Below are 26,161 nucleotides of genomic sequence, written 5' to 3'. Positions count from 1 at the left end.
CGTTCGGCCGACCGGGTGCGGGCACCCCGCTAGACCCAGGAGGTGTACAGATGAGGGAATCTGTCCCAATCCCAGTCCCAATCCCAGCCCCGCGCAACCGCACCTCAGGGGAACGTGGCGCAACCCAGCCACAAGAAACCGCCGAACGCGAGATCAACGCGAACCGCGACCACCGCTGTGAATCGCGGAGAGGCGGCACAGCATCGCGGAGAGGCGGAAAGGACGACTGATGAGCGCTTCCACTCCCCCGGCCACGACGCCGTCGCAGACCGTCGGCCCGTTCTACGCCCTGCCCGGCGGGATCCTGTGGGCCGAGGGCCCGGAGGTCGTCGCCGACGGCACGCCCGGCTCGTTCCTGCTGCGCGGCAGGCTCGTCGACGGCGCGGGAGATCCGGTTCCGGACGGCGTGGTCGAGATCTGGCAGGCCGATGCGCAGGGCCGCTTCGACCACCCGGACGATCCGCGCCCGGAGTCCTCGTCCTGGCAGGGCTTCGGCCGCTGCCCGACCGACGCCGACGGCGGGTTCTGGTTCCGCACCGTCAAGCCCGGCCCGCTGCCCGCGCCGGGCGGGGCGACCGAGGCGCCGCACATCAACGTGACCGTGCTGGCCCGCGGCATGCTGAACCGGGTGGTGACCCGCGTCTACTTCCCGGACGAGGAGCGGGCCAACGCCGCCGACCCGGTGCTGTCTACAGTGGATCCAGCACGCCGGGGCACGCTGCTGGCGACCCCGGACGACCAGGGCTACCGCTTCGACATCCGGATCCAGGGCGATGACGAAACCGTATTCTTCGCGATCTGACAACCTGTTCGGGCCGATGTTCGGCACCCCCGCGGTCGCCGAGCGGACCTCCGCAGCGGCGTGGCTGCAGGCGATGCTGGACTTCGAGTCGGCGCTGGCCGCCGCGCAGGCCGAGGCCGGGGTGATACCGCTCCCGGCGGCGGAGGAGATCGCCCGGCACTGCCGGGTGGAGCTGTTCGACGTCGACTCGGTCGCCGAGCGCGCGGTGTCCTCGGCGACTCCGGTGATCGCGCTGGTGCGGGATCTGACCGCGCTGCTGGACGACGACGCCAAACCGCACGTGCACAAGGGCGCCACCAGCCAGGACGTGATCGACACCGCGGCGTCGCTGATCGCGCGCGACGTCCTGGGCCTGATCATCGACGACCTGCGCGCGGCGGCGGACGAATGCGCACGACTGGCCGAGCAGCACCGCGACACGGTGATGATCGCCCGCTCGCTGCTGCAGCAGGCGCTGCCCACCACGTTCGGCACCCGCTGCGCCGGCTGGCTGACCTCGCTCGACGAGTCGGTCACCGCGCTGGAGCGGATCCGCAGCGAGCGGCTGGCCGTGCAATTCGGCGGAGCCGCGGGCACGCTGGCCGCTCTCGGCTCCGACGGCGTTCAGGTACTCGCACTGCTCGCCACCGAGCTGGGGCTCGCCGAGCCGGTGGTGCCGTGGCACACCGACCGCACCCGCATCGCCGAGCTCGCCGGAGCGCTGGGCACGGCCGCGGGCGTGCTCGGCAAGATCGCCCTGGACGTCGAGCTGCACGCGCAGACCGAGGTCGGCGAGCTCGCCGACGGCCAGGCCGGTGGCTCGTCGGCCATGCCGCACAAGCAGAACCCGGTGTCGGCGGTGCTGGTGACCGCCGCGACCCGGCGCGTGCCGGGCCTGGTCGCGACGCTGCTGTCGGCGATGCCCCAGGAGTACGAGCGCGCCGCCGGGGCCTGGCAGTCCGAGTGGGAACCGCTGACCGAGCTGCTGCGGCTGGTCGCCGCCGCATCGGCGCAGACCCGGCGGCTGCTCGCCGGATTGCGGGTGCACCCCGAGAAGATGGCCGCCAACCTCGACCTGACCCGCGGACTGGTGATGGCCGAGAGCGCGGCGGGCCGCTTGATGGGCTCGCTCGGCCGCACCGAAGCCCAGGAGCTGGTCGCCGGGTTGTGCCGGCGCGCGGTGCAGGAAGGCACGTCGCTGCGCGCCGAACTGCTGGCCGACCAGCAGGTGCGGGCCGTGCTCTCCGAGGACGAGGTCGTCGCGGCCACCGAACCGGCAGGCTACCTCGGCTCCGCACCCGCCTTCATCGACCGCGCACTGACCGCACACGCCGAATTGGAGAAGCGGTGAACGTCAACTACGAACTGACCGGGCCGGACGGCGCCCCGGTGGTGGTGCTGTCCAACTCGCTGGGCACCGACCTGACCCTGTGGGACGCGCAGGTCCCCGCGCTGGCGCAGGAGTTCCAGGTGCTGCGCTACGACCAGCGCGGCCACGGCGCGACCCCGGGCAAGCCCGGCCCGTACAGCCTCAAGCAGCTCGGCGGGGACGTGCTCGCGCTGCTGGACGTCCTGGGCATCCGCAAGGCGCACTTCGCCGGGGTGTCGCTGGGCGGCATGACCGGCATGTGGCTGGCCGAGCACGCGCCCGAGCGCGTCGACCGGCTCGCGCTGATCTGCACCTCCGCCGAGCTCGGCCCGGCATCGGCGTGGCGCGAGCGCGCCGCGCTGGTGCGGGAGAAGGGCACCGCGGCGATGGTCGAACCGTCGCTGCCGAAGTGGTTCACCCCGGCGCTGGCCGGCCGGGAGGACGTCGTCGCGAAGTTCGGCGGCATGCTCGCCGCGGCCGACGCCGAGGGCTACGCGGGGTGCTGCGAGGCCATCGCCGACATGGACCTGCTGGACGGGCTCGGCCGGATCAGCGCCCCGACCCTGGTGATCGCCGGCGCCGAGGACCCGGCCACTCCCCCGGCGCACGCCGAGCAGATCGCCGCCGCCGTCGCGGGCGCTCGCCTGGAGGTGCTCTCGCCCGCCGCGCACCTGGCCAACGCCGAGCAGCCCGAAGCGGTCAACCGGCTGCTGCTGGAACACTTCACGAGGAGCCTGTGATGCCCGACGACGGAACCCGCCGCGAGCAGGGCATGGGCGTGCGCCGGGAGGTGCTCGGCGACGAGCACGTGGACCGCGCCAACGCCAGGATCACCCCCTTCACCGAGGGCTTCCAGGACTTCATCACCCGCTACGCCTGGGGTGAGCTGTGGAGCGGCGACGGGGTGGACCGGCGGACCCGCAGCATGCTGACGCTGGCGATCCTGGCCGCGGTGGGCTGCGAGGACGAGTTCGCCATGCACGTCAAGGCCGCGCGCCGCAACGGCGTGCCGCCCGAGCACATCCGCGAGGTCCTGATGCACGTCGCGGTCTACGCCGGGGTACCCCGCGCCAACAGCGCCTTCGCGATCGCCAATACGATCCTGGGCGACGAGCAGTCCGACTGAGCTAGGAGATCCGCCATGGAGTCCGCGTCCGAGCCGACCAGCGGCTACGTGCAGTCGCTGGCGCGCGGGCTCATGGTGATCCGCGCGTTCGACGAGTCCAAGCCCGAGATGACGCTGTCCGAGGTCGCCCGCGCGACGGATCTGTCGCGCGCGGCGGCCAGGCGCTTCCTGCACACCCTGGTGCACCTGGGTTACGTGTGGACCGACGGCCGGGTGTTCGCGCTGACGCCGCGCGTGCTGGAGCTCGGTTTCGCGTACCTGTCCAGCATCTCGCTGCCGGAGATCGCCCAGCCCTACCTGGAGCGGCTGGTCGCCGAGGTGCACGAGTCGGCGTCGGTGTCGGTGCTGGACGGCCCGGACATCGTCTACGTGGCGCGGGTGCCCACCTCGCGGATCATGACGGTGTCGATCAACATCGGCACCCGCTTCCCCGCCTACGCCACCTCGATGGGCCGGGTCCTGCTGGCCGACCTGCCGCCCGCCGACCTGGACGCCTATCTGTCCGAAGTGGACCTGGCGCCGCTGGGCCCGCACACCATCACCACGCCCGCGCAGTTCCGCGAGGAGCTGGCCCGCATCCGCGAGCAGGGCTGGGCGCTGGTGGACCAGGAGCTGGAGGCGGGACTCCGGTCGATCGCCGCACCGATCCGGGACCGGTCGGGCAAGGTGGTGGCGGCGGTGAACATCTCCTCGCACGCCTCCCGCACCAGCCCGGAGGACGCCCGCCGCGACTTCCTGTCCCCGCTGCGCGACACCGCGGCGCGCATCGCCGCCGACCTCGCGGTGGCCCCGGCCTCCCGCGCGGTCTCCCGCTGAGCTCATTCTTCGTTTTGAAACGCCGGAGGCGTTCAGCCCACTCTCGCAGCTCGCACCGCCGCGGGTTCTCAGCGTTCGCCTGGCGAGGACGGCCCGGCTGCCGTGTATTTGGTCATACACAAAGCCGGGCACCCGGAGTCCAGGCAGGCGCTGAGGTTCCGCCACATGCACCGCTACGCAAAATGAGTTCGTCAGACACGTTTTCAGCCGAGGTCTTGCAGCCAGGCGCTGCGGTAGAAGCTGCGGATGTGGCGTTCCACCTGCTCTTCGGCCGCGGCGGCGTCGCGCGCGAGCAGTGCCTGGTGGATGAGGCGGTGGTCGTGGCGCAGGCCGTCGGCGATCGGGGACCACTCGTCGCCGAGCTCGTCGAAGGCCGCCAGCAGCGGACGGCGCAGCGACTCGCGGATGGCGATCGTCATGTCCGCGACCAGCCGGTTGCCGCCGGCTTCGGCGATGGCGACGTGGAAGCGGGTGTCCAGGTCGTTGAACCGCTCCCGGTCGCAGTCCGGTGAATCCATCTCGTCCAGCAGGGCGCGCAGCTCGTCGAGGTCGGCCTCGGTGGCGCGCTGCGCGGCGTTGCGGGCGCTCTCCCGCTCCAGCATGATCCGTGCCCGCACCACGTCGGCCATCGGGAAGTTCGCCAGCGCCACGTGGAACCGGAGCAGCCTGGTCAGGGCCTGGCTGGGCAGCGCGGCGATCGTGGTGCCGGACTCCGGGCCCGTGCCCACCGCCATCCGCAGCACGCCCTGGGCTTCCAGCGCGCGGAACGCCTCGCGCACCGCAGCCCGGCTCACCCCGAGCATCTGCGCCAGGTCGCGTTCCGGTGGCAGGCGGTCGCCGACGCCGAGCTGGCCGCTGACGATCTGCTCCTCGATGCGGTCGATGACCAGCTCGTAGGTGCGCGCCCGGGCGACCGGCCGCCAGCCCGCGCGATCGTCCGTCTCCGAATCGGCCACCGATCCCCCTTTACAAACCCCACCAGCGATCTTTATGGTACCGCCAGCTCTTGGTCTGACCATAGAAAGGTCAACGACACAGAGAGGTGTCGCCTCGTGTACCAACCGCTCATCGCCCCGATCGCGGACAGCCTCGGACTGTCCGCGCTGCTCGCCGCCGTACCGCTGCTCGTCGTGTTCGTGCTGCTCGGAGTCCTGCGCGTCAAAGCGCACTGGGCCGGGCTCGCCGGGCTCGCCGCAGCCCTGCTGATCGCCGTCACCGCCTACGGGATGCCGGCCGACCTCGCACTGCTCTCCGCGGGTCAGGGCGCCGCTTTCGGCGTGCTGCCGATCCTGTGGATCGTCATCACCGCGATCTGGCTCTACCAGCTGACCGTGCGCAGCGGCCGCTTCGAGGACCTGCGGGCGACCTTCGCGCTGCTCTCCCCGGACCCGCGCATCCAGGCCGTGGTGATCGCCTTCTGCTTCGGCGGCCTGCTCGAAGCCCTCGCCGGGTTCGGCGCTCCGGTGGCGATCACCGGCATGATGCTCGTCGCCATCGGCTTCCCGCCGCTGCGCGCCGCCGTGACGGTGCTGCTGGCCAACACCGCTCCGGTCGCCTTCGGCGCGCTGAGCACGCCGATCATCACCGCGGGCGAGCTCACCGGGATCCCCTACGAGCACATCGGCGCCGTCGTCGGGCGGCAGACCCCGCTGCTGGCGGTGCTCGTCCCGGTCCTGCTGGTGCTCGTGGTGGACGGGCGGCGCGGCGTGCGGCAGACCTGGCCCGCCGCGCTGGTGACCGGTGTGGCGTTCGCCGCCGCGCAGTTCGTGTGCGCCAACTACATCTCGGTGCCGCTGACCGACATCGTCTCGGCCCTGGTCGGCGCGGTGGCGCTGGTCGTGCTGCTGCGGTTCTGGCAGCCCGCGGGTGGCGACGAGGCCCGCACGCGCATCCTCGGTGCCGCCGAGGTCGGCGAGACCACCCAGCTGAGCGCCGGGCGGATCGCCCTCGCCCTGTTCCCGTACCTGCTGGTGATCGCGGTGTTCTCGGTGGTCAAGCTGTGGGAGCCCGCGGGTGATGCGCTGGCCGCCACCGATGTCGAGATCCCGTGGCCGGGGCTGCACGACTCGCTGCTGACCACCTCCGGCGAACCGGCCGGCAGCGCGGTGTTCACGCTGAGCTGGTTGTCCACTCCCGGCAGCCTGCTGCTGCTGTGCGGGTTCGGAGTGGCGCTGGTGTACCGGATCAAGCTGCTGGAAGCGCTCACCGAGCTCGGTCGCACCGTGGTCTCGATGCGCTGGTCGGGGCTGACCATCATCAGCGTCCTGGCGCTGGCCTACGTGATGAACCAGTCCGGGCAGACCACCACGATCGGCACCGCCATCGCCGGGATCGGCTCCGCGTTCGCGTTCTTCTCCCCCGTGCTCGGCTGGATCGGCGTCGCGGTCACCGGCTCGGACACCAGCGCCAACGCGCTGTTCGCGAGCCTGCAGCAGGTCGCCGCGGAGCGCATCGGCGTGGACCCGGCGCTGCTGGTCGCGGCCAACACCTCCGGCGGGGTGATGGGAAAGATGGTCAGCCCGCAGAACCTGACCATCGTGGCCACCGCGGTCGGCATGGCCGGTGCGGAGGCCAGGATCCTGCGCGAAGTTCTCAAGTGGAGCATCGGGCTGCTGCTCGTCCTGTGCGCGCTCGTCTTCCTGCAGGCAGGAGTCTTGTCGTGGATGCTTCCACGGTGAACGGATCAGAACGAGGTGATGTGGCATGAGGGTGGCGCTGTTCGCGACCTGCCTCGGGGACACGATGTTCCCGGCGGCGCCGAAGGCGACCGTGCAGGTCCTGGAGCGGCTCGGCTGCGAGGTCGAGTTCCCCGCCGCGCAGACCTGCTGCGGGCAGATGCACACCAACACCGGGTACCGCAAGCAGGCGAAGTCCTCGGTGCGGACCTTCGTGGACGCCTTCGCCGGCTACGACGCCGTGGTCGCCCCGTCCGGGTCGTGCGTGGCCTCGGTGCGCCACCAGCACGCGATGGTCGCCGACGGTGACCGCAAGCTCGGCCGCGCGGTCGCGGAGGTGGCGCCGCGCGTGCACGAGCTGTCGGAGTTCCTGATGGACGTGCTCGGCGTGACCGATGTCGGCGCGTACTTCCCGCACCGGGTCACCTACCACCCGACCTGCCACTCCGCCCGGTTGCTGCGAGTCGGCGACCGGCCGCTGCGGCTGCTGCGCGCGGTGCGCTCGCTGGAGCTCGTCGAGCTGCCCGCCGCCGAGCAGTGCTGCGGTTTCGGCGGCACCTTCGCGCTGAAGAACCCGGACGTGTCGGTGGCGATGGGCGCCGACAAGGCGCGGCACGTCCGGGAGACCGACGCCGAAGTGCTCTGCGCCGGGGACAACTCGTGCCTGATGCACATCGGGGGCCTGCTGTCGCGGCAGCGCTCCGGAATCCGGGTCATGCACCTGGCCGAGATCCTGGCCAGCGCGGAAGGAGCCGACCGGTGACCGACACCTACCTGGGCATGCCCGCGTTCCCGCAGGCCGCCAAGCAGGAGCTGGCCAACTCGCAGCTGCGGCACAACCTGGCCAACGCCACCTCGACGATCCGGCACAAGCGCGCCGAGGTGGTCGGCGAGCTCGACGACTGGGCGCAGCTGCGCGAGGCGGGCGCGGCGATCAAGAGCCACACGCTGTCCAACCTGGACACCTACCTGGAGCGCTTCGAGGAGGCGGTCACCGCCGCCGGCGGCACCGTGCACTGGGCCCGCGACGCCGCGGAGGCCAACCGCATCGTGGTGGACCTGGTGCGCGCCACCGGGGAGCGCGAGGTGGTCAAGGTCAAGTCGATGGCCACCCAGGAGATCGAGCTCAACGAGGCGCTGCAGGACGCCGGGATCGACGCCTGGGAGACCGACCTGGCGGAGCTGATCGTCCAGCTCGGGCACGACACGCCCAGTCACATCCTGGTGCCCGCGATCCACCGCAACCGCGCGGAGATCCGCGAGATCTTCCAGCAGGAGATGGGCAAGGTCGGCACGCCCGCACCCGCCGACCTCACCGACGAACCCGCGCGGCTGGCCGAAGCGGCGCGCCGCCACCTGCGGGAGAAGTTCCTGCGCGCCAAGGTCGCCGTCTCCGGCGCGAACTTCGCGGTCGCCGAGACCGGCTCGCTGGTCGTGGTGGAGTCCGAGGGCAACGGCCGGATGTGCCTGACCCTGCCGGAAACGCTGATCAGCGTCGTCGGCATCGAGAAGCTGGTGCCGCGCTGGCAGGACCTGGAGGTCTTCCTGCAGCTGCTGCCGCGGTCGAGCACCGGCGAGCGGATGAACCCCTACACCTCGACCTGGACCGGCGTCACACCCGGCGACGGGCCGCAGTCCTTCCACGTGGTGCTGCTGGACAACGGCCGCACCAACGCCCTCGCCGACGAGATCGGCAGGCAGGCGCTGCGCTGCATCCGCTGCTCGGCCTGCCTGAACGTGTGCCCGGTCTACGAGCGCACCGGCGGGCACGCCTACGGTTCGGTCTACCCCGGACCGATCGGGGCGGTGCTGACGCCGCAGCTGCGCGGCACCACGTCCGAAGTGGACAAGGCGCTGCCCTACGCCTCCTCGCTGTGCGGGGCCTGCTACGACGTGTGCCCGGTGGCGATCAACATCCCGGATCTGCTGGTTCACCTGCGGACCCGGGTGGTCGAGGAGCACCGCGGCTGGCAGTCCAAGCCGATGGACGCGCTGATGAGCATGGCCTCCTGGGTGCTCGGTGACTCCAGGCGGCTGGCCGCCGCGCAGAAGGTGGCGTCGTTGAGCCGGCGGGTGATCGGCCGCAAGGGCACCATCGGCCGGCTGCCCCCGCCGCTGTCCCGGTGGACCGATGCGCGCGACGCACCGGCACCGGCCGAAGAGACGTTCCGGACGTGGTGGGAGCGCAACCGAGGGAGCGATTCGCGATGAGCGCGAGCATTTCAGCACGTGAGGCGATCCTGGGCCGGGTGCGCTCGGCCATCGCGGGCACCGAGCAGACGTCGTGGGAGGACGTTGCGCGGCACTACCGGCAGCAGCGGCCGGCGGAGGATCTCGTCGGCCTGTTCTGCGAGCGGGTCGCCGACTACCGGGCCACCGTGGAACGGGTCGCGCCCGGCGGCCTGACCACCGCGATCGTGGCCGCCGCGCACACCGCCGGGGCCCGGCGGGTGCTCGCCCCAGCTGGGGTACCACACTCGTGGTACGAGGCTTTGACCAGCGAGTTCGCGCACGTGGACGACGGAACGGGCATCGACACGGCCGGCTTGGAACGCGTCGACGCGGTGATCACCACGGCCGTGGTGGGCATCGCTTCCACCGGCACGATCGTGCTCGACCACGGGCCCGGACAGGGACATCGCGCGGTGACCCTGGTGCCGGACGTGCACATCTGCGTGGTCGCCGAATCGCAGGTGGCCGACGACGTCCCGGACGGGTTGCGGCGGCTCGACCCGGCGCGGCCGATGACGTTCATCAGCGGCCCGTCCGCCACCAGCGACATCGAGCTCAAGCGCGTCGAGGGCGTGCACGGCCCGCGGACCCTCCACGTCCTGGTCACCCCGGACGAGCCGTGACTGCCTAGCGACCACGTGGCACTCCCCCGCCGCGGTGCAGGCACACTGGATCACCAGAACGTGTGATCGGGTGAGGAGTCGACGTGGAGGCCCACGCGCCGTTGGAGCCGCAGCCGGAGGTCGTCGCGCGAGCGGCGGCGTTGCGCGATCAGCTGGCGTCGCATCGCGACGAGGGCGAGCGGCTGCGGCGGCTGCCCGATGCGACGATCGCCGCGCTGGACGCGGCCGGGCTGTTCCGCGCGTGGGTTCCGCGCCGCTTCGGCGGGACGGAGCTCGGCCTGCGCACGATGGTGGACGCCACCGCCGAGATCACCAAGGGCGATGCCTCGGCGGGCTGGCTGGTGATGATCCTCGGCTGCGGCGACTGGCTGACCGGCTTGTTCCCGGACAAGGCCCAGCAGGAGGTCTTCGGCCCCGACCCGGACACCAAGATCTGCCAGGTGCTCACGCCGAAGGCGGCCGCCCGCCGGGTCGACGGCGGCTGGCGGGTCAGCGGCCGGTGGGCACCGGCATCCGGCTGCCTGCACTCGGAGTGGGCGATGCTCGGCATGTCGTTGCCCGCGGACGGCGGCGCCGCGTTCGCCTTGGTGCCGATGAGCGAGCTCAGCGTCGAGGACACCTGGTTCACCCTCGGCATGCGCGGAACCGGCAGCAACATGCTCGTCGGCGAGGACGTGTTCGTCCCGGACCACCGGGTGATGCACCGCCGCCCCGCCACGCGCGGCGAGTTCCCCACCACCGAGAACGTCTCGCCGCGGTACCGCACCGCCCTGGTGCCCACGCTGGCCACCTTCCTGATCGCGCCGGTGCTGGGGCTGGCCGAGCACGCCTTGGAGCACGTGCTCGCGCAGGCCGGCCGGAAGGGCATCGCGTTCACCAGCTACGCGCACCAGCTCGACTCGACCGGTTTCCAGCTGGCGGTGGCCGAAGCGGCCACCAAGATCGACGTGGCGCGGCTGATCATGCACCGGTCGGCCGCCACCGTCGACGGGCACGCACTCGCCGGCACGCATCCCGACCTGCTGGAGCGCACCCGGCTCCGCCAGCACTCCAGCCACGCGCTGCAGCAGTGCCGGGAAGCCGTCGACGTGCTGGTGAACGCCTACGGAGCAGGCGCGATGTCCGAGCGGGACCCGCTGCACGCCGTCGTGCGCGACGTCCAGACGGCGGCCCGGCACGCGCTCGCCCACCCGGTGTCCAACGCCGAGATCTTCGGTCGCGCGCTGCTCGGCGTCGAACCGGGCATCACCGAGATGATCTGAACCCTTCCCGAGCGGGCCACACGATCAAGTGACATCGGGAACCTGGTTCCCGGCGCACCGGTCGTAGTGGTGTCGATCACTCTGGAAGGAGTTCCGCGTTGCCAGACATCAGGGTTCGGCTGCGGGGCGGTCCGCAGGACGGGAACGAGGTCAGCGTGCCCGCGGACGGTTCGGGAAAACCGGTCCCGCGGCTCACGCTCCCCGCGCGCACCCGAAACGCGCAGGCCGTACCGCCGCAGCTGGTCTACGAGCGCGGTCGCCGCGGCCCGGACGGCACCTGGACGTTCGACTACGTCGGCGCCGAGACCTGAGCCGGCTGCCCGGCGAGGAGCACGCCGTCGCGGGGCAGCTGGGAGAAGGTCGCTCAGGTCCTGGAAGGCGGGCTCGGAGCTCTCGAGCGGGCGGCCCGCGGTGGTGTCGACGTCGTCTTCGGAACCGATCTGCTCGGTGGCGTGCAGCGGTTCCAGAGCGAGGAGTTCCGCATCCGCGCGGAGGTGCAGTCCCCGCTGGAGATCATCCGTTCCGCGACGTCGGTGGCCGCCGAGCTGGTGCGGATGCCCGGGGAGATCGGCACGCTCCGTACCGGTGCCCGCGCCGATCTGGTCGTCGTGGACACCGATCCGCTGGCCGATGTCACCGCGCTCACCGGGCCGCTGCGCATGGTCGTGCAGTCGGGCCGGATCGAGGTGGGCTGAGGGTCACCCGGCGTCGCGCCACATCGGGTACATGGTGGGCCCGTCGTGCGGCAGGAGCATCGGCGAGCCGATGTCGCGGAAGCCCAGGCGCAGGTACAGGTTCCGGCTGCGGGCGCTGCTGGCCTCCAGGTAGGACGGCAGGTCCCACCGCTGCAGGGCACGTCGCAACTCGCGGCTGCCGATGCCGGTGGCCTGCACCGACGGGTCGACCGCGATCATCGCCAGGTACTGGTGCGGTTCGGCCGGGTGGCGGGCGGCGGTGAGCTCGCCGAACTCGCGGAAGCGCGCCATGCGCGGGCCGGCGAGTTCGGCCAGGCGCCTGCCGCCCGCCTCGTCGAGCATCTCCGGCGGCCCGTCGCGGCCGGAGAGCCAGATCTGCACCGCCAGCCCGTCGGCACCGGCGATCACCTCACCGTGCTGTTCGGCGCGCTGCAGGACCATGCCGAACCACTCGCGGTACACCCGGTGGCGGTGCTCCTGGTCCGGCAGCAGCCACCGGGCGAACTCGTCGTCGGCGAAGGCGCGCAGCAGGGTGCGCACGCGTAAGTCGTCATCGGACACCGGCAGTCTCCTTCCCCGGTTGCACCGTCGCCGCGCGCGCTCCCAGGCCGATGCGCGCGTAGGCCCACGGCCGGATCCGCTTCAGGGTCGCGCCCCAGAGCGCGCCGAGCACGAACACCGCCAGGAAGCCCAGCGGGAGCGCCCACGCCGCCGGGTCGCCCTCCTCCACGCCGAGCACCGTGCCGAACGAGAGCACGGTCAGCAGCAGGACCACGCCCAGCACCACCGCGGCGACCGCGGGCGCGATCAGGGTCCGCCACCGGCTGTGCCCGTGGTCCCGGTTGGCCAGGAAGTAGCCGAGCACCGCCACCGAGGTCAGCATCACCAGCGACAGCACGCCGAGCGCTCCGGCCGAAGCGCCCCAGAAGAACAGGTAGGTGATCGGGTCGATCCCGCTCACCGCCACCAGCGCCACCACGACGATCGAGATCGCGGTGGTGGTCACCGAGCCCGCCGCCGGTGCCGCGGTGCGCGAACTCGTGGTGCCCCACCAGCTCAGGCCGACGCCTTCGCGGCCCAGCGCGAAGAAGTAGCGGGAGCAGACGTGGTGGAACGACAGCATCGCGGCGAACAGGCTGGTGACGTACAGCGCCGATCCGGTGGTGACCAGCACTCCCGGCAGCCGCTCCCCGGCGAGCACGAAAAGCAGCTCCGTGGAGTGCATCTCGGCCTGCGAGACGATGGCGTCGGGCCCGGTGGCCACGGTCATCGCCCACGTCGACAGCGAGTACAGGCCGCCGATGACCACCAGCGAGATGTAGGTGGCGTAGATGACCGTGCGCGGGTTCTTGGCCTCCTCGGCCAGCACGGTGGAGTTCTCGAACCCGATGAAGCCGGTGAAGGCGATCACCAGGATGACCCCGGCCGCGCTGGTCATCAGCTGCGAGGGGTTGAGCGTGTCGAGCACGACGCCGTGCGCCGAAGGCGCGGAGACGAACGCCGCGTCGTAGGTCAGGATGATCGCCACCTCGGCCAGCAGCAGCACGCCCAGCACCCGGCCGTTGACGTCGATGCGCAGCACGCCCAGCACCGCGACCGCGGCCAGGCCGATGCCGGCGAACACCCACCACGGCGCGGTGCTCCCGCTGACCTGCCGCAGGAAGTCGGCCGCTCCGACGCCGAGGCCGCCCGCCAGGCTGACCAGGATCAGCAGGTAGGACACCAGCGCGACCGCGCCCGCCCCGGTGCCGGTCACCCGGCCCAGGCCCTTGGCGATGTAGGCGTAGAAGGCGCCCGCGTTCTCCACGTGCCGCGACATCGTCACGTAGCCGATGGCGAACAGTCCGAGCACCAGGGCGATCGCCAGGTAGCCGAGCGGGATGCCGGTCACGCCGGACACCGCGAAGCCGCTGACCGCACCACCGCCGACGACCGTTTCCGGGGCCGCGGCGGCGACGGTGAAGAAGACGATCGACATCACGCCCAGGCGAGCTCGGGCCAGTGCAGCGGACACTTTGGACGGTGGCAACAGCTCGCTCCTTCGCAGTGCTTCAGTGTCTGGGTGTTATCGCCGACTGGCCGCGCGCGGCGGCGACCTCGGCGATCAGGTTCCGCAGCGGCCCGGGGATGCGCTTCTGCCAGGACTTCATCCGGAAGTCGCCCTGCCGCGCGACGTTCTTGGCCAACCGCACGTTGCGGATCACCCCGGTCTCGCGCGCGAGCAGCGCGAAGGTGATCTCCGCGATGCGCTCCGGGACCGTGATCATGCCGTTGCCGGTGGCCGTCTCGGCGCTGGTGAACAGCAGCTCCAGCACGGATTCCGGGCTGGCCACGCCAGCGTCGGCGAACCGCCACGCCGAGGCCGCCCCGCCGCGCCACCCGGCCGACACCGGGACCTCGCGCAGCACGTCGATGATGACCAGCCGGGCGCGGACCTTCTCGGTGGCGGCCTGGCCGAGGTAGTCCAGCCAGGTGCGCAGGTCGTGACCGGGTTCCTCGCGGATCTCCCGCAGCACCGCCCAGGACAGGAAGTCCGGGCAGCGCCCCCGGCCGCTGGGCCGGACGCTCGGGGTGACCGCGATCTCCTCCTCCAGGATCAGCTCGGCCAGCAGGCCCGCGGCGCAGCCCAGCGACACCAGCGCGCTGTCCACCCTGGGTGTGATCCGCTGTCCACCGGTGTGCGCGGCCAGGAAGAACCGATCCGCCACCCGCAGCGGGATGCGGGTGGCATCCAGCTCGGAAACCGTCACCGGCCACCCCCGGCCGAAGTGCCGATCAACACCCAGTCGCTCCCATCCGAGCCGTAGCCGCCCCCGAAACGATCACCCGCCGCGTTCGGAAAGTGCCCGAGACAGCGCACAGAGTAACGTACGCGAAGGTTTGTTCAAGCTCGCTTCCGGCGTGCACCGTTGCGACAGCCGGGTGATCCCGGGACCGCGCCCGGCGGGGTTGACTTCGACTTAACACGAAGTTCGACGATGACGTCGTTCGTTCGACGCACACCCGGAGGGGGCTGCGAGCATGACGGTGACCTGGGAGACCATGCGCTCCTTCGCCAGCGACGGATCGGTGACCAGACAACGGCTCTCGCCCGGGTTGGCCCGCCGGATCCTGCGCTACGCCCGGCCGTACCTGCGCGACATCATCCCGTTCCTGGTGCTGGTGATGCTCGCCGCGGTGCTCGGGATCGTCAACCCGCTGCTGTTCAAGGCCATCATCGACGACGGCATCGTGCCGCAGAACATGACGCTGATCGTCTGGTTGGCGGTTGCGGTGGCCGGGGTCGCGCTGCTCGACGCCGCGTTCTCGCTGCTGCAGCGCTGGTACTCCGCGCGGCTCGGCGAGGGCCTGATCTACGACCTGCGCTCGGAGGTCTTCGACCACGTGCAGCGGATGCCGGTCGCGTTCTTCGTGCGGGCGCAGACCGGGGCGCTGGTCAGCAGGCTCAACAACGACGTCATCGGTGCGCAGCGGGCGCTGACCAGCACGCTGTCCTCAGTGGTGTCCAACGTGCTGAGCCTGGTGCTGGTGCTGGCCACCATGTTCACGCTGTCCTGGCAGATCACCCTGATCGCGCTGGCGCTGCTGCCGCTGTTCCTGCTGCCGGTGCGCTGGATCGGGCGGCGGCTGCAGCGGATCACCCGGGAGCAGATGAAGGTCGACGCCGAGATGAGCTCGCTGATGACCGAGCGCTTCGGCGTGGCGGGGGCGATGCTGGCCAAGCTGTACGGCCGCGCCGACGAGGAGGCCGCGCAGTTCGCCGCGCGGGCCGCCCGGGTGCGCGACATGGGCGTGGTCTCGGCGATGTACAGCCGGATCTTCTTCGTCGCCCTGACGCTGCTGGCCGCGCTGGCCACCGCGGTGGTCTACGGGCTGGGCGGCGGGCTGGTGCTGACCGGCGCGCTCCAGCTCGGCACCCTGGTCGCGCTGGCCACGCTGCTCACCCGGCTCTACGGGCCGCTGACCGCGCTGTCCAACGTGCACGTGGACATCATGACGGCGCTGGTCAGCTTCGACCGCGTCTTCGAGGTGCTGGACCTGCGCCCGATGATCGAGGAGAAGCCCGGTGCCGCCGAGCTGCCCGCGGGCGCGGCCGACGTCGAGTTCGACCGGGTGTCGTTCCGCTACCCGGCCTCCAGCGAGGTCTCGCTGGCCTCGCTGGAATCGGTGGCCCGGCAGGACAACTCGCCCGCGCAGGAGGTGCTGCACGACATCTCCTTCCGCGCCGCACCGGGGCAGACGATCGCGCTGGTCGGGCACTCCGGCGCGGGCAAGACGACGATCACCAACCTGGCCGGCCGGCTCTACGACGTCGACGGCGGCGCGGTGCGCATCGGCGGCACCGACGTCCGCGACGTCACGCTGGCCTCGCTGTACCGCTCCGTCGGTGTGGTCACCCAGGATCCGCACATGTTCCACGACACCATCCGCGCCAACCTGACCTTCGCCCGCCCCGACGCGACGGACGAGGAGATCGTCGAGGCGCTGCGCACCGCGCAGCTGGGCCACCTCGTCTCGGGGCTGCCGGAAGGGCTCGACACCGTGGTCGGCGACCGCGGCTACCGGCTCTCCGGTGGGGAGAAGCAGCGGCTGGCGATCGCCCGGCTGCTGCTCAAGGCGCCGCCGATCGTGGTGCTGGACGAGGCGACCGCGCACCTGGACTCGGAGTCGGAGGCAGCGGTCCAGGAAGCACTGCGCACCGCGCTGTCCGGGCGGACCGCTCTGGTCATCGCGCACCGGCTGTCGACGATCCGCGAGGCCGACCGCATCCTGGTCATCTCCGGCGGCACCATCGCCGAGGACGGCACCCACGCCGACCTGCTGGCCCGCGATGGCCTCTACGCCGAGCTCTACCGGACCCAGTTCGCCCAGCAGAGCACCGAAGAAGAAGCCGCGTGATCAGCTAGCGGTCTCCGAGCTCGTTTGCGTGGCGGAACCTCAGCGCCCGCCTGGACGGCGGATCCCCGGCCTTATGTATGACCGCCCCGCTCCGGTCACTCCGGCCGGGGCGGGGTGGTGGTGGTGGTGATGGTGCCCTCGGGGTCGAGGTGCGCCAGCACCGCCGCGCAGAGCTCGTCGAGCTGGCGCACCTGGTCGTCGGTGAGGCCGTCGAAGACCAGATCGCGGACCTTCGCCACGTGTCCCGGCGCGGTCGCCACCACCTTCTCGTGGCCGGCGTCGGTGAGCTCGGCGACGTTGCCGCGGCCGTCGCCGCTGGCGCGCTGCCTGCGCACCCAGCCCCGCTGCTCCAGCCGGGCGACCACGTGGGAAACCCGTGAGGGCGAGGCGTTGGCCCGGGCCGCCAGGTCGCTCATCCGCAGCGCGCGGTCGGGGTGTTCGGAGAGCATGGCCAGCACCCAGTAGCCGAAGTGGGTCAGCCCGGCGTCCCGCTGCAGCTGCGCGTCGAGCTTGGCGGGGACGACCGTCATCAGCGCGGCGAACTTCCGCCAAGCGCACTGCTGTTCATCGCTGAGCCATCTGGGTTCGGTCACCGGGCCAGCATATCTTGAACTTTCACCCATCAGACCTGCTCAGGCCGCCCGTGAACCTCATCGCAACCGGTCGGCGGTGCGGGTGTTGATCACCCGGTCAGCGGGCACGCCGCACTCCTCGGCGCGGGCGCAGCCGTAGGCCAGCCAGTCCAGCTGCCCGGGCGCGTGCGCGTCGGAGTCGATGCTGAACAGGCAGCCGATGTCGCGGGCGAGCCGGATCAGCTCGCGGGGCGGGTCCAGCCGGTCCGGCCGCGAGTTGATCTCCACGGCGACGCCGTGGTCGCGGCAGGTCTGGAACACCGCGGTCGCGTCGAAGGCCGACTGCGGACGCTTCTTGCCCGCGCCGATCAGGCGGCCGGTGCAGTGCCCGAGCACGGCCACGTGCGGGTTCGACACCGCCGCGCACATCCGGCGGGTCATCTCGTCGGCGGGCATCCGCAGTTCGGAGTGCACGCTGGCCACCACGACGTCGAGCCGGGCCAGCAGCTCCTCCTCCTGGTCGAGCGAGCCGTCGGAGAGGATGTCGACCTCGATGCCGGTCAGGATGCGGAACGGTGCCAGCCGCTGGTTGAGCTCGGCGACGACGTCCAGCTGCTCGCGGAGCCGGTCCGCCGACAGGCCGCGCGCCACCTTCAGCCGCGGCGAGTGGTCGGTCAGCGCGATCCACTCGTGGCCGAGGTCGCGGGCGGCGGTGGCCATCTCCGCGATCGGGCTGCCGCCGTCGGACCAGTCCGAATGCGTGTGGCAGTCGCCGCGCAGCGCCGCCCGCAGCTCCGCGCCGCGCTCCGGCACGTCCACTTCGGACCGGAGTTTGGCCAGGTATGCCGGAGTCTGGCCGCGGTGCGCCTCCTCGATCACCGCCGCGGTCGTCCGGCCGATGCCCTCCAGCGCCGTCAGCCGCCCCGAGGCCACCCGGTCGTCGAGGTCCGGCAGCTCGTCGACGACCGCGGCGGCCCGCCGGAACGCCCTGACCCGGTAGGTCGGCGCACCGGCCCGTTCCAGCCAGAAGGCGATTTCGCGCAATGCCCGTGCCGCATTCACGTGGTCATTGGTAGTCGCTGCGCGGCCGCGCCGCCAGGCGATTCCCGCCCGGGCCTTGGCCCGTGCCCGGAGCGGGGCGTTAGATGGCCACGAGAACGTCAAGGACCGAGAGGTGAGGTGGAGAGTGCAGCAGTACGAACTCGCGGTGCTGCCCGGTGACGGGATCGGCAACGAGGTCATGCCTGAGGCGTTGCGGGTGCTCGACGTGGTCGGCGCGAAGTACGGGGTGCGGTTCGGCTACCGGCACTTCGACTGGAGCTGCGAGACGTACAAGAGCACCGGCTCGATGATGCCCGCCGACGGGCTGGACAGGCTGCGCGACCACGACGCGATCCTGCTCGGCGCGGTCGGCTGGCCCGGCGTGCCCGACCACATCTCACTGTGGGGGCTGCTGCTGCCGATCCGGCGGGAGTTCGACCAGTACGTCAACCTGCGGCCGGTGCGGCTGCTGCCGGGCGTGACGCCGCCGGTGCGCGACAAGCAGCCGGGCGACATCGACTTCTGGGTGGTGCGGGAGAACACCGAGGGCGAGTACTCGCAGCTGGGCGGCAGGCAGGGCGAGGGCACCCCGACCGAGATGGTGCTGCAGACCGCGGCGTTCACCCGGCGCGGCACCGACCGGATCATGCGCTACGCCTTCGAGCTGGCGCGCGAGCTGGGCAAACCGCACGTGACCTCGGCGACCAAGTCCAACGGGATCTACCACTCGATGCCGTACTGGGACGAGCGGTTCGCCGCGATCGCCGCGGAGTACCCGGAGGTGACCGTCGACCAGGACCACATCGACATCCTGTGCGCCCGGTTCGTGATGACCCCGGAGCGCTTCGACGTGGTGGTGGCCAGCAACCTCTTCGGCGACATCCTCTCCGACCTGGGCCCGGGCGTGACCGGCACGATCGGGGTGGCCCCGTCGGGCAACATCAACCCGGAGCGCACCTACCCGTCGACGTTCGAGCCGGTGCACGGTTCGGCGCCGGACATCGCCGGGCGGGGCATCGCCAACCCGATCGGCCAGATCTGGTCGGCGGCGATGATGCTGGACCACCTCGGGCTGGCGGAGGCCGGTGCCGACGTGGTCGGCGCGATCGAGCGCGTCCTCGCCGACGAGTCGGCCCCGCGCACGCCGGATCTCGGCGGGAAGGCGACCACCGAGGAGCTGGGCAAGGCCATCGCCGAGGCGGTCGAGGGCTGATCCGGGCGGGGCGCGGTTCCGCCGCGCCCCGTCAGCCGCCGATCCGGGACGCGACGGCCAGCAGGAGGTCCTCCTGCCCGGGCCTGCCGACGAGCTGGAGGCCCACCGGGAGCCCGCCGAGCGTGCCCGCCGGGACCGACACCGCCGGCACTCCGGCGACGTTCCACGGGCTGGTCAGCCCGAGCAGCGCGGTGAACACACGCGTTCCGGCACCGCCGATGGTGATCTCGCGCTGGCCGACCTCGGTGGCGGTCACGCAGGTCGTCGGCAGGGCCAGCAGGTCGACGCCGGTCAGCAGCTCACCGACCTCCCGGCGCCACCGGTCGCGCGCGGCCAGCGCCCGCACGTGCTGCCAGCCCGCGATCCGCGCCGAGTCGCGCAACCGGTCCCGGACGTCACCGGTGTAGAGCTCGGGGTGCTCGGCGAGGCGCTCCGCGTGGTTGGCGTAGGCCTCGCTGGCCTGGATGCCCTGGTAGGCGCTGCGCGCCAGCTCCGGATCGCGGAGCTCGGCGTCCCGCACGGTCAGCCCGTCCAGCGCGGCGCGGGCGATCCGGGTGACCTCCGGGTCCGCCGGGTGCAGCAGGTCCGGGTCGAGCCAGCCGATGGTCGCGGTCTCACCGCGTTCCCGGCTCGGCGCGTCGCGCAGTCCGGCCAGCACCCGGTAGGCGGCGCGGCAGTCCTGCGGGCTGCGGGCGAGCACTCCGACGTGGTCCAGCGACTGCGCCAGCGGGAACACCCCGTCGACCGGGATCGCGCCGAAGGCCGGTTTGAACCCCACCACCCCGCACAGCGCGGCCGGGATGCGCACCGATCCGCCGGTGTCGGTGCCCAGCGCCAGCGGCACCATCCCGGCGGCGACCGCGGCGCCGCTGCCACCGCTGGAGCCGCCGGTGATGCGGGTGGGATCGTGCGGGTTGCGGGACGGGCCGCCGTGCGCGCTGTCCCCGGTCGGGCCGAAGGCGAACTCGTGCGTGGTGGTCTTGCCGACCAGCACCGCGCCGCCCGCCCGCAACCGCCGCACGCATTCTGCGTCCGATGTGGACACGTGGTCGGCGAAGTGCGCCGAGCCCATCGTGGTGGGCAGCCCGGCGACCTCGATGATGTCCTTGACCGCCACCGGGATGCCGTGCAGCGGCCCGCGGTCCAGGCCTTCGGCCAGTTCGGCGTCGGCCTTCTCCGCGGCCTTCACCGCGCCGTCGTGGTCGACCGCGGTGAAGGCGTTGAGCTCGCCGTCGAGCTCCGCGATGGCGCGCAGCGCGGCCGTGGTGAGCTCGACCGCGCTGGTCTCGCCCGCGCGCAGCCGTCCGGCGAGTTCGGTGGTGGTCAGCTCGGCGAAGAACCCCTGGGTCAACGGTCGCGCACCCCTCTCCCGGTGAGCGCCGCGGCGCGGCGACGGAGATCATCCTGCGGCCGGATCACCGAGTCCGTCAACGCCTCGGCTTCCCACAGGTCCCGGAACGGCCCCGGTTCCGCGACCAGTTCCCGGTGCGGGCCGCGCTGCACGATCCGCCCGGCGTCGAGCACCAGGATCTCGTCGAACTCGGCGAGCCGGGCCAGGCGGTGCGTCACCACGACGGTGCTCCGCCCGGCTCTGGTGCGCAGGACGCGGGTCAGGATCTCGTCGGCCAGTTCGGGTTCCAGCGCCTCGGTCGGCTCGTCGAGCAGCAGCACGTCCGGCTCGGCCAGCAGCGCCCGCGCCAGCAGGAGGCGTTGTCGTTGGCCGCCGGAGAGCGGTTGCCCGGACTCGCCGACGAAGGTGCCGAAACCTGCCGGCTGCTGGCGGATCCAGTCGAGCAGACCGGCCTGCTCGACCGCGCGTTCCAGCTCGGGCTCGGTGGCATCCGGTGCGGCCAGCAGCAGGTTGTCCCGGATGGTGGTGCTGAAGACGTGCGCGTCCTGGGTCACCGCACGGGTTTCCGGCCGTTCGACGTGGCCCGCCGTCGGCGGCACGAGCCCGGCCATGACGCCGAGCAGCGTGCTCTTGCCGGCCCCGCTGGCGCCGACGACCGCCACCGCTCGGCCGGGTTCGACGGTCAGATCCACGTTGTTCAGCGCGGGCCGGTCGTAGTGCACCGAAACGTCGTGCAGCGCCAGGATTTCCGCGTTCGCTGGCGGCAGCGAGATGGGCGGCTCGGCGAGCAGCTCCGTGATCCGCCGCAGCGCCGGGACGTGTTCGCTCCAGCGGCGCGCGGCATCGGTCAGCGGGAGGACGGTCTCGAATGCCGCCAGCGCCAGGAAACCCACCACTGCCGCACTCGTCTGCGGCTGACCGGCGAGCAGCGCGGTCCAGGTCACGGCCACAGCCGTCATGCCCTGCACCACGACACCACCCGCCAGCAGCGCAGCCCCGCTGCGGGCCGATTCACCATCACGCCGCCGCATCCGAGCTGCGTGCCGCTCGGCGCGCGACACCGCTGCGGGCACCGCACCGAAAGCGGCGAGCTCGCGAGCTCCGTCCACGAGATCGGCGGCGGCGATGGCCAGTTCGGCCCGATCGGCGGCGCTGCGGTCACGGCGGTGGGCCAGCACGGCGAACGCGGGCAGCACCACGGCCGCGACCAGCAGACCACCGGCCAGCACCGGCCCGGCGTCCGGGACCACAGCGGTGCAGGCCAGGACCGATCCGGTGGCGACGACCAGTGCGACCAACGCCGGGGACAGGCAGCGCAGCAGCAGCTCCTGGACGCTGTCGACGTCGGACACCAAGCGGGACAGGGCATCTCCGTCGCGCAGCGCCGGTCGTCCCAGCCTGGCCCGGAACACCTCGGGACGCAGCCGCGCGACTGCCCGCAGCGCGGCGTCGTGCCCGGCCAGGCGCTCCAGGTAGCGGAACGCGCCGCGAGCCAGCGCGCACGCGCGGACCCCGACGATGGCCAGGCTCAACGCCGACAGCGCGGGCTGCTCGGCGGCGCGGGTGATGAGCCAGGCCGCCAGCGCCATCAGCCCCACGGCGCACAGCTCGGCAGCTACCCCCGCTCCCACTGCCGCCAGCAATCGCGGCCAGCGGAGCTGTTCCCCCTCTCCGCGATTCACAGTGGTGATCACGCCCAGGAGCAATCTCGCGTTCTGCGGCTTCTTGTGGCTGGGTTGCGTCACGTTCCCCCGAGGTGCATTCGGGCACGGGGTCGGCACAGATCCGCTCATGCCGCCACCTCCACCGATCCGCTGCGCAGGCGGATCACCCGGTCCACGGCTGCCAGCAGCGCTGGTCGGTGCGCCACCACGATGGCGGTCTTCTCGTGCAGCACTTCCCCGGCCGAGGCCGCCAGCGCTGCTTCGGCGTGCAGGTCCAGCCGCGCGGTGGGTTCGTCGAGCAGGACGATCGGCGCGTTCTTGAGGTAGGCGCGGGCGATCGCCACGCGTTGCCGCTGGCCCGCGGAGAGTTCGGCACCGCGATCGCCCAACAGGGCTCGGTAGCCGTCCGGGTGCTGCTCGATGAACTCCGCCGCGTGCGCCGCTCGGGCGGCCGCCCGGACCTCCGGCATCGCGGCACCGGGCGCGCCGAGTCGGATGTTGTCGGCGATCGTCCCGGCGAACAGGTGCGGGTGCTGCGGCACCCACGCCAACCGGCGGCGCCAGTCCGCCACGTCGAGTTCGCACAGGTCGACACCGTCCACCAGCACCCGTCCCGAGGTCGGCCGGACGAATCCGAGCAGCAGGTGCAGGACCGTGGACTTACCGGCGCCGCTGGGCCCGACCAGCGCCACCCGCTCCCCCGGGCTGATCACGAACGACACCTGGTCCAGCACCGGAGCCTCGTGGCCGGGGAAGTGCACGCTCACCTCCTCGAAGCGGATCTCACCCGCAGTGGCCCCTCGCCGCGTCCCGCCCTGTTCGGCGGTCGGGGCGTCCAGGACCTCGAAGACCTGCTCCGCCGCCGCCACGCCCTCCTCGGCAGCGTGGAACCTGGTGCCGAGCGCCCGCAGCGGCAGCAGCGCTTCCGGTGTCAGCAGCAGCACCACCAGCGCCGTGGTCAGGTCCATCCCGCCGGACAGCAACCGCAGTCCGACCGGTACCGCGACCAGCGCGACCGCCAGCGACGACACCAGCTCCAGCGCGAAACCCGACAGGAAGGCCACCCGCAGCGCCCGCATCGTCGCCGAGCGGTGCTCATCGGCCATCCGCCCGATCACCGCGGCCTGGTGCTCGGCGCGCCCGAACACGCGCAGCGTGCTCAACCCGGCCAGCACGTCCCGGAAGTGCCCGCCGAGCCGCTGCAGGTGCGCCCACTGGTTCGCCGTCACATCGCGCGTCCGCAGGCCGATCAGGGCGCCGAACAGCGGGATCAGCGGAATCGTCAACGCCACGATCAACGCCGACGACCAGTCGGCCAGCCCGAGCCGCACGAGCACGACCGGTGGCACGAGCACCGCCACCGCCAGCTGCGGCAGCACCCCGGTGATCACCGGTTCCAGCGCGTCGATCCCCTTCGTGATCAACGTGTTGAACGCCCCGCTGGACCGTTGCGCCGCAGCCCGGGCGAAAAGCGCGCCGCGCAGGTCGGCCTTGACGTCCGCGGCAGCTCGGTGCACCAGGGCGTTGCTGCACCACGTTGCACCCGCACGCAGCACGACGGCTCCGGCGAGCCACAGCAGGTAACCGGCGTCGAGCTGCGCGATGGCGCGCGCGAGCAGGTCCGCCTGCGCGATGATCACACCGGCCTGCAGCAGTGCGACCGCCGCCACCGAGATCCGGGTTCGGCGGGACACCAGGCCCAGGAGTCGCTTGTTCACAGGTACAGCGGCCTTTCCACCCGGGCCCGGAACGTCCACCACACCAAGACCTGGGCGGCGATCAGGAACGGCATGAGCACGAGCACGGCGGGCAGCAGCAGACCGAGCGTGCCCGGGTCGGCGGCGTTCTCCTGCAGCGGCAGGCGGAATCCGACCGCCAGGCACAGCAGCACCAGCGCGGCGGACGTGAGCGCCAGCCCCGGCCGCTCCCCGCAGCGCCCGAACAGCGCACTCGCGCGCTGGTGCGGCGGCCCGGACAGCCGGAGCCGGGCGAAGGCCAGGCCGTGCACGGCGAACAGCATCGCGATCGCGACCGCGGTCAGCAGCGCCCCGGGGCCGGTGACCACCTCGTGGATCTGGCCCGCGAGCAGCCCGGCGAACATCCAGCCCCAGCTCAGCGCCACGACCCAGCTGCCGCCGGTGATCGCCGCATCGCAGCCCGCGCACCACGCGCGGCCTTTGACCCGGCCCCGCGACCACAGCCCCACGTCGCGCACGATCCAGCCGACCAGCAGCAGCACCACGGCGGGGAACAAGCCGGTGAGCAGTTCGCCTTCGAGCGCGGGGAAGGAACCGACCAGGATCCCCGCCGTGGCCACCAGCCACACCTCGTTGCCGAGGAAGAACGGCGCGATGGCTGTGATCACCAGCCTGCGCTGCCGCGCGTCGCGCCCCAGCGCGGGCAGCAGCATGCCCACCCCGATGTCCGCACCACCCAGCAGGAAGTACCCGAGGGCGAACACGCCCAGCACCGCAACAGCCAGCAGTTCCACGATTCGCTCCTCAGAACGTGGCGGACATCGGACGGGGTTCTTCGGGAATCCGGCCCAGCGCCACCGCGTCGGGGCCGCGGACCGCTTGGCGCAGCAGCAGGAACCAGTTGAGCACCAGCAGCAGTCCGAACAGGACGGTGAAGACCAGCAGGGAGGTGCGCATCGCCGCGGCCGGGACGTCGGAGACCGCGTCCTCGACGCGCAGGACACCGTCGATGACCCACGGCTGGCGGCCCATCTCGCGGAACACCCAGCCCGAGATCATCGCCAGGAAGGGCAGCGGGATCGCCGCCACCAGCACCAGGTGCCACAACCGGAACCGCCGCACCACCGGTCTGAAGAACGCGAGCAGCACGCTGGGCACCAGCAAGTAGAGCAGCAGCGCGAAGGCCAGGAACATCACGATCCCGCCAACCCTGGTCCAGGTCTCCGGCGGCACGTAGTCACCCGGGCCGAAACGCGCGACCCGCTCGGCCTGCAGCTCCGCGATCCGCGTGGCGCTCTGGTTGAACACCGCGAGCTTCATCGGCTGGAGGTGGCCGAACTGCATCCCGCCGGCGATCACCGTCACGAACAGCGCGGGCAGCGCGGTGAACAGGCCGATGCGCAGCGATTTGGTGAACAGCTCCACGTCGGCGGTCCGGCGGAACAGGTGCAGCGCGCTGATACCCGCCACGAAAACTCCTGCGGTGACCAGAGATCCACCCAAGATGTGCCAGAACGCCGTAGTGGCGGCCGGATTGCTCAGCACCGCCCCCGCGTCAGTCAGCCGCAGCACCGCACCGGCCCGCTCGTAGCCCACCGGGTTCTGCAGGAATCCGTTGGTCACCAGGATCCAGTACGCCGAGGCGTACGCGGTGAGCGCGACGACCCAGATCAGCCCGAGGTGCACCCAGCGGTTCAGCCGCCCCCAGCCGAAGATCCACAGTCCCAGGAACGTCGACTCCACGAAGAACGCGACCAGCGCCTCCATCGCCAGCGACGCGCCGATGACGTTGCCCGCCAGGTGCATCAGCCCGCTCCAGGCCAGTCCGAACTGGAACTCCATGACCAGCCCGGTGACGATGCCCACCGCGTAGTTGATCACGTAGAGCTGGCCCCAGAACCGGGTCATCCGCTCGTGCACCGGGTTGCGCGACAGCGTCGCCCGGGTCTGGACGCACGCCACGAGCGTCGCCAGCCCGATGGTCAGCGCGACGAACAGGAAGTGGCCGCCGGCGGTCAGGGCGAACTGCAGCCGCGCCAGGTCGAGGGTTTCCGGATCCATGCCCGTCAGCCTGCCGCCGCGGCGGGCGCCGGACGTCGGGCCGCGGAGGACACTTCGGATACCGCGCCGGTTGTCCCCTAGGGG

General features: G+C 71.9%; 24 protein-coding genes and 1 pseudogene. 14 read left to right on the top strand and 11 right to left on the bottom strand.

The window, feature by feature from the left end; all coding sequences use genetic code 11:
• Positions 1 to 229 precede the first annotated feature (229 nt).
• Genes pcaG through ATL45_RS31260 form a run of 5 tightly spaced genes read left to right on the top strand, consistent with a single transcriptional unit; the run spans position 230 to position 4,092 of the window.
• Positions 230 to 802: a protocatechuate 3,4-dioxygenase subunit alpha gene (gene pcaG, locus ATL45_RS31280; protein WP_093146122.1), complete on the top strand. Its 573-nt coding sequence runs from the start codon at positions 230 to 232 to the stop codon at positions 800 to 802.
• Between the two features lie 16 nt (positions 803 to 818).
• Positions 819 to 2,132: a 3-carboxy-cis,cis-muconate cycloisomerase gene (gene pcaB, locus ATL45_RS31275; RefSeq protein WP_177241878.1), complete on the top strand. Its 1,314-nt coding sequence runs from the start codon at positions 819 to 821 to the stop codon at positions 2,130 to 2,132.
• Entirely contained in the window at positions 2,129 to 2,890 is a 762-nt protein-coding gene (gene pcaD, locus ATL45_RS31270) for a 3-oxoadipate enol-lactonase (protein WP_093146123.1), read from the top strand. The genes pcaB and pcaD overlap by 4 nt, the downstream gene beginning before the upstream one ends.
• Positions 2,890 to 3,276, top strand: a complete 387-nt coding sequence (pcaC, locus tag ATL45_RS31265) for a 4-carboxymuconolactone decarboxylase (RefSeq protein WP_093146124.1) — start codon at positions 2,890 to 2,892, stop codon at positions 3,274 to 3,276. Before pcaD ends, pcaC begins: the two co-directional genes overlap by 1 nt.
• Before the next feature lie 15 nt (positions 3,277 to 3,291).
• Positions 3,292 to 4,092, top strand: a complete 801-nt coding sequence (locus ATL45_RS31260; protein WP_093146125.1) for an IclR family transcriptional regulator — start codon at positions 3,292 to 3,294, stop codon at positions 4,090 to 4,092.
• 203 nt (positions 4,093 to 4,295) lie between these two features.
• Here ATL45_RS31260 and ATL45_RS31255 read toward each other — a convergent pair whose 3' ends face one another.
• A complete protein-coding gene (locus ATL45_RS31255) occupies positions 4,296 to 5,048 on the bottom strand; it encodes a FadR/GntR family transcriptional regulator (protein WP_246025657.1) in 753 nt (250 codons plus the stop codon).
• A gap of 96 nt (positions 5,049 to 5,144) precedes the next feature.
• On the opposite strand from ATL45_RS31255, the gene ATL45_RS31250 reads away from it, so the two are divergent.
• The 7 genes and pseudogenes from ATL45_RS31250 to ATL45_RS31220 all read left to right on the top strand — a co-directional run.
• Positions 5,145 to 6,770 carry an L-lactate permease gene (locus tag ATL45_RS31250; RefSeq protein WP_093146127.1) on the top strand — a complete coding sequence of 542 codons (1,626 nt, stop codon included), beginning with the start codon at positions 5,145 to 5,147 and terminating at the stop codon, positions 6,768 to 6,770.
• Between the two features lie 25 nt (positions 6,771 to 6,795).
• The gene (locus ATL45_RS31245; protein WP_093146128.1) at positions 6,796 to 7,530 is read left to right on the top strand and encodes a (Fe-S)-binding protein; all 735 of its coding nucleotides are present in this window, start codon (positions 6,796 to 6,798) and stop codon (positions 7,528 to 7,530) included.
• A gap of 17 nt (positions 7,531 to 7,547) precedes the next feature.
• Positions 7,548 to 8,978: a LutB/LldF family L-lactate oxidation iron-sulfur protein gene (locus tag ATL45_RS31240; protein ID WP_093147265.1), complete on the top strand. Its 1,431-nt coding sequence runs from the start codon at positions 7,548 to 7,550 to the stop codon at positions 8,976 to 8,978.
• On the top strand, positions 8,975 to 9,622 hold the full coding sequence (locus ATL45_RS31235) for a LutC/YkgG family protein (RefSeq protein ID WP_093146129.1): 648 nt from the start codon (positions 8,975 to 8,977) through the stop codon (positions 9,620 to 9,622). The genes ATL45_RS31240 and ATL45_RS31235 overlap by 4 nt, the downstream gene beginning before the upstream one ends.
• An 83-nt stretch (positions 9,623 to 9,705) precedes the next feature.
• Positions 9,706 to 10,884 carry an acyl-CoA dehydrogenase family protein gene (locus ATL45_RS31230; protein ID WP_246025656.1) on the top strand — a complete coding sequence of 393 codons (1,179 nt, stop codon included), beginning with the start codon at positions 9,706 to 9,708 and terminating at the stop codon, positions 10,882 to 10,884.
• A gap of 98 nt (positions 10,885 to 10,982) precedes the next feature.
• Entirely contained in the window at positions 10,983 to 11,195 is a 213-nt protein-coding gene (locus tag ATL45_RS31225) for a DUF8847 domain-containing protein (RefSeq protein WP_093146130.1), read from the top strand.
• A gap of 36 nt (positions 11,196 to 11,231) precedes the next feature.
• Positions 11,232 to 11,579: pseudogene (locus ATL45_RS31220) on the top strand (amidohydrolase family protein); the annotation flags it as partial.
• Positions 11,580 to 11,582: 3 nt separating this feature from the next.
• Here the strand turns inward: ATL45_RS31220 and ATL45_RS31215 are convergent.
• From ATL45_RS31215 to ATL45_RS31205, 3 genes are read right to left on the bottom strand one after another with little or no spacing between them, the layout of a single operon-like run.
• The gene (locus ATL45_RS31215) at positions 11,583 to 12,140 is read right to left on the bottom strand and encodes a GNAT family N-acetyltransferase (protein ID WP_093146132.1); all 558 of its coding nucleotides are present in this window, start codon (positions 12,138 to 12,140) and stop codon (positions 11,583 to 11,585) included.
• Positions 12,130 to 13,608 carry an APC family permease gene (locus tag ATL45_RS31210; RefSeq protein ID WP_093146133.1) on the bottom strand — a complete coding sequence of 493 codons (1,479 nt, stop codon included), beginning with the start codon at positions 13,606 to 13,608 and terminating at the stop codon, positions 12,130 to 12,132. Before ATL45_RS31210 ends, ATL45_RS31215 begins: the two co-directional genes overlap by 11 nt.
• A gap of 22 nt (positions 13,609 to 13,630) precedes the next feature.
• Positions 13,631 to 14,329, bottom strand: coding sequence for a GPP34 family phosphoprotein (locus ATL45_RS31205; protein WP_235863556.1), 699 nt, complete (start codon positions 14,327 to 14,329; stop codon positions 13,631 to 13,633).
• A 271-nt stretch (positions 14,330 to 14,600) separates the two neighbouring features.
• Here ATL45_RS31205 and ATL45_RS31200 point away from each other — a divergent pair, with 271 nt between their 5' ends.
• Positions 14,601 to 16,478 (top strand): ABC transporter ATP-binding protein, encoded by a 1,878-nt coding sequence (locus tag ATL45_RS31200; protein ID WP_093146134.1) that lies wholly within the window; start codon positions 14,601 to 14,603, stop codon positions 16,476 to 16,478.
• Positions 16,479 to 16,573: 95 nt separating this feature from the next.
• Here the strand turns inward: ATL45_RS31200 and ATL45_RS31195 are convergent, their stop codons facing one another.
• Both ATL45_RS31195 and ATL45_RS31190 read right to left on the bottom strand, forming a co-directional pair.
• The gene (locus tag ATL45_RS31195) at positions 16,574 to 17,071 is read right to left on the bottom strand and encodes a MarR family winged helix-turn-helix transcriptional regulator (protein ID WP_093146135.1); all 498 of its coding nucleotides are present in this window, start codon (positions 17,069 to 17,071) and stop codon (positions 16,574 to 16,576) included.
• A 57-nt stretch (positions 17,072 to 17,128) separates the two neighbouring features.
• Positions 17,129 to 18,112, bottom strand: coding sequence for a PHP domain-containing protein (locus ATL45_RS31190; protein WP_093146136.1), 984 nt, complete (start codon positions 18,110 to 18,112; stop codon positions 17,129 to 17,131).
• Positions 18,113 to 18,224: 112 nt separating this feature from the next.
• Between ATL45_RS31190 and ATL45_RS31185 the strand changes: the two genes are divergently transcribed.
• On the top strand, positions 18,225 to 19,304 hold the full coding sequence (locus ATL45_RS31185; protein ID WP_256258148.1) for a tartrate dehydrogenase: 1,080 nt from the start codon (positions 18,225 to 18,227) through the stop codon (positions 19,302 to 19,304).
• Between the two features lie 31 nt (positions 19,305 to 19,335).
• On the opposite strand, the gene ATL45_RS31180 is transcribed toward ATL45_RS31185, so the two are convergent.
• Genes ATL45_RS31180 through ATL45_RS31160 form a run of 5 tightly spaced genes read right to left on the bottom strand, consistent with a single transcriptional unit; the run spans position 19,336 to position 26,077 of the window.
• Complete coding sequence (locus ATL45_RS31180) at positions 19,336 to 20,655, bottom strand: amidase (RefSeq protein ID WP_093146138.1); 1,320 nt, start codon at positions 20,653 to 20,655, stop codon at positions 19,336 to 19,338.
• Entirely contained in the window at positions 20,652 to 22,448 is a 1,797-nt protein-coding gene (cydC, locus tag ATL45_RS31175; RefSeq protein ID WP_093146139.1) for a thiol reductant ABC exporter subunit CydC, read from the bottom strand. Before cydC ends, ATL45_RS31180 begins: the two co-directional genes overlap by 4 nt.
• Positions 22,445 to 24,037: a thiol reductant ABC exporter subunit CydD gene (cydD, locus tag ATL45_RS31170; RefSeq protein ID WP_211841336.1), complete on the bottom strand. Its 1,593-nt coding sequence runs from the start codon at positions 24,035 to 24,037 to the stop codon at positions 22,445 to 22,447. Before cydD ends, cydC begins: the two co-directional genes overlap by 4 nt.
• Positions 24,034 to 24,810: a cytochrome d ubiquinol oxidase subunit II gene (locus tag ATL45_RS31165; protein WP_093146140.1), complete on the bottom strand. Its 777-nt coding sequence runs from the start codon at positions 24,808 to 24,810 to the stop codon at positions 24,034 to 24,036. Before ATL45_RS31165 ends, cydD begins: the two co-directional genes overlap by 4 nt.
• A gap of 10 nt (positions 24,811 to 24,820) precedes the next feature.
• Positions 24,821 to 26,077: a cytochrome ubiquinol oxidase subunit I gene (locus tag ATL45_RS31160; protein WP_093146141.1), complete on the bottom strand. Its 1,257-nt coding sequence runs from the start codon at positions 26,075 to 26,077 to the stop codon at positions 24,821 to 24,823.
• Positions 26,078 to 26,161: the final 84 nt, after the last annotated feature.

Source organism: Saccharopolyspora antimicrobica, assembly GCF_003635025.1.
GTDB lineage: Bacteria > Actinomycetota > Actinomycetes > Mycobacteriales > Pseudonocardiaceae > Saccharopolyspora > Saccharopolyspora antimicrobica.
Note: the sequence above shows the minus strand (reverse complement) of the source record. Positions and strands in the feature narration are given on the sequence as shown.

What these genes read in the sequence shown, in the direction of transcription:
- ATL45_RS31260 (WP_093146125.1), top strand. Translation starts at nt 3,292, where the DNA reads ATGGAGTCCGCGTCCGAGCCGACCAGCGGCTACGTGCAGTCGCTGGCG.
- cydC (WP_093146139.1), bottom strand. Translation starts at nt 22,448, where the DNA reads ATGAGCGGATCTGTGCCGACCCCGTGCCCGAATGCACCTCGGGGGAAC.
- ATL45_RS31245 (WP_093146128.1), top strand. Translation starts at nt 6,796, where the DNA reads ATGAGGGTGGCGCTGTTCGCGACCTGCCTCGGGGACACGATGTTCCCG.
- ATL45_RS31160 (WP_093146141.1), bottom strand. Translation starts at nt 26,077, where the DNA reads ATGGATCCGGAAACCCTCGACCTGGCGCGGCTGCAGTTCGCCCTGACC.
- pcaB (WP_177241878.1), top strand. Translation starts at nt 819, where the DNA reads ATGTTCGGCACCCCCGCGGTCGCCGAGCGGACCTCCGCAGCGGCGTGG.
- ATL45_RS31200 (WP_093146134.1), top strand. Translation starts at nt 14,601, where the DNA reads ATGACGGTGACCTGGGAGACCATGCGCTCCTTCGCCAGCGACGGATCG.
- pcaC (WP_093146124.1), top strand. Translation starts at nt 2,890, where the DNA reads ATGCCCGACGACGGAACCCGCCGCGAGCAGGGCATGGGCGTGCGCCGG.
- ATL45_RS31240 (WP_093147265.1), top strand. Translation starts at nt 7,548, where the DNA reads ATGCCCGCGTTCCCGCAGGCCGCCAAGCAGGAGCTGGCCAACTCGCAG.
- pcaG (WP_093146122.1), top strand. Translation starts at nt 230, where the DNA reads ATGAGCGCTTCCACTCCCCCGGCCACGACGCCGTCGCAGACCGTCGGC.
- ATL45_RS31235 (WP_093146129.1), top strand. Translation starts at nt 8,975, where the DNA reads ATGAGCGCGAGCATTTCAGCACGTGAGGCGATCCTGGGCCGGGTGCGC.